2 protein-coding genes are annotated in these 2438 nt (G+C 55.2%); both read right to left on the minus strand.

Annotation, left to right across the window (positions count from 1 at the left end; genetic code table 11):
* The coding region (locus JHD67_RS21220; RefSeq protein ID WP_199101130.1) for a hypothetical protein at positions 1-1393 on the minus strand (1393 nt) is incomplete at its 3' end.
* 35 nt (positions 1394-1428) lie between these two features.
* The coding region (locus JHD67_RS21225; RefSeq protein ID WP_233172164.1) for a hypothetical protein at positions 1429-2438 on the minus strand (1010 nt) is incomplete at its 5' end.

Genomic DNA, 2438 nt, shown 5'->3' on the forward strand with positions numbered 1-2438 from the left:
GAGGATTGGCATAGCCCACGGCAGGCAGTAGTTCGCCGCGCTGACAGGTGACGATGGTGTCGGCGTTCGGGCTATACCCTACGCGCGCGCTTCCTTCGGGAAGTTTGGCGAGCCAGCGGCCGCTCTTAGGGCACGGCATGCGAGATGAGGCTTCCATCACGCTGTCGATATCGGCTTGCCATAGCCATTCATATGAACCATCACCCATTGGTCGTCCGCCTTCATCCAGTTGCCTGGAGGGATCTGGTGCGACTTGTCCGCGCTCGAATCGCACCACAAAGCGTCCGCGCTGCTCGGAATGGCTACGGGTGTCATAGGGGCGGTAGTAACCGTCATATTGCACTTTCTGGCCCACTTGCAGGGGCCTTTCAGCGAGGCGGGTGCGCTGTGCAATTTCAAACTCATCCATTTCCTGAGGAGTGGCCGGATAACCGCGCGTAATGCTTATTGGCGATTTTTCTTGTCTATCAGACGAGAAATCAACATGGCGCCCTATGGTCCAGTCCACTCCGTCGACTTGGATGTTCATATAAACGGTCGCTGCAAAGTTGTAGCTACCGGGGTAAGTCTTCCGCATTGGCGGCGCAATGAATGTTAGGTCGCGGCTTTCTTTGGGAGCTAGTTCGATATCCTCATTGGGCGCTGAAGAGGCTGATACGCGAGTGGCGCCGGCCATCTCAAAACCCCAACTCCGAATAAGGTACGGATCCGTAACACCTTCATCGCCGGGATATGGCGCACCAATTCCTAGCGTTTCCTCAAAGACGTTACCTGACCAGTAACTGGGATCCTTGAAGCGAATGGCTCGTTCACCGCTATTCGTAAAACGCACTGTCACAAGGAAGTTGTGCGGTTGCGGCTTAACATCCGCAACGGTGACATCCAACTTCACTACCTTGCGGCCGTTGGCGTGAACCCATCGCTCTAACGGTACATAGAATGCGCCTAGCTCACTGAACAACGCTCGTGGCATTAGCCAGAACGACCCTCCTCGCTGCTCTTTTTTGCCATTGTGTAGACACGTGACGGAGAATCCAGATGGGGCGTCGGATATCAGTGATCGCCGATAGGTGCTGTCGCTTTGAATATCCTCGCGGCAAAGCAGCTTCACGATGGCGTGCGCCTTGGTAAGACCTTCTTTGTCCAACCGAGCTTCGTAGATGCCGACACCGTTGTATTCACGCTCCTGGCTTCCAGATGTACTTCCTATTCTCAGGTGAAGAATGCCATTGTCATCTATAGAGAGCTGCTTATCACCACGTTCGCGGCCACCACTCCAGTAAAGAGAGAATGCTGCAGTTGCTGTCGTGCTTGCCGGGGACGTCTCAACTGGCTCGCTGGCGCTTAAGCTTGGCGCCAGCCATGCATTTGACGAGAGTGCGAGCGAGCCCAAAAGCATTTGCCGACATACGAGCCTCTTGCGTCCCCTCATGGAGACAGCCACACCCAACGTACACGTGCTTCTTCGTGAGGATTGGCATAGCCCACGGCAGGCAGTAGTTCGCCACGCTGACAGGTGACGATGGTCTCGGCGTTCGGGCTATACCCTACGCGCGCGCTTCCTTCGGGAAGTTTGGCGAGCCAGCGGCCGCTCTTAGGGCATGGCATGCGAGATGAGGCTTCCATCACGCTGTCGATATCGGCTTGCCATAGCCACTTATAGGAACCAGGGCCTAGCGGGCGTCCACTCACATCCAACTGGCCGGCAGGATCGGGAGCAACCTGCCCCCGTTCCAGACGCACTACAAAGCGACCTTGCACATCGGAACGTGCACGAGTGTCGTAGGGACGATAATAGCCGTCAAGTTCGGTTCGTTCGCCGACCTGTAGTGGCCACTTACTCATGCGCATGCGCTGCTGAGTTTCGTATTCCTCCCATTCTTCGGGGGACGAAGGGTAGCCACGGTCTAGGGCGATATTCGCATCATTATCCCCGTCGGAACTGAAAGTAACATGCCGGCCTATTGTCCATTCAGGACCATCAACATCGATATTCATATAGACCGTGACACGAAATCGGTAACTGCCCGGATACGCTTTGCGAACAGGCGACGCTAAGAACCTCAGATCCCTACTCTCTTGGGGAGCAAGCGCGATCTCTGCATCTGTCTTTGTAACGACGGGAATGCGAGAAGCACCAGCCAAATCAAAGCCCCAGCTACGTAAGAGGAACGGTTTAGAACCTCCCGAGTCGCCTCGAAACGGAGCACCCACCTTGAGGGTTTCATCGAAAAGATCACCTGACCATAAGCCAGGATCTTTAAATCGAATGGTTCGCTCGCCACTATTGATGAATCGCACGGTCACCAGGAAGTTATGCGGCTGTGGTTGCACATTGACGACGGCCACATCCAGCTTTACCAACTTGCGACCATGGGTATGCACCCAACGCTCCAAAGGTACGAATAAGTCACCGAGTTCGTTGAATAGGGGGCGCG

It is taken from the genome of Dyella sp. ASV21 (assembly GCF_016428975.1).
Taxonomy (GTDB): Bacteria; Pseudomonadota; Gammaproteobacteria; order Xanthomonadales; family Rhodanobacteraceae; genus Dyella.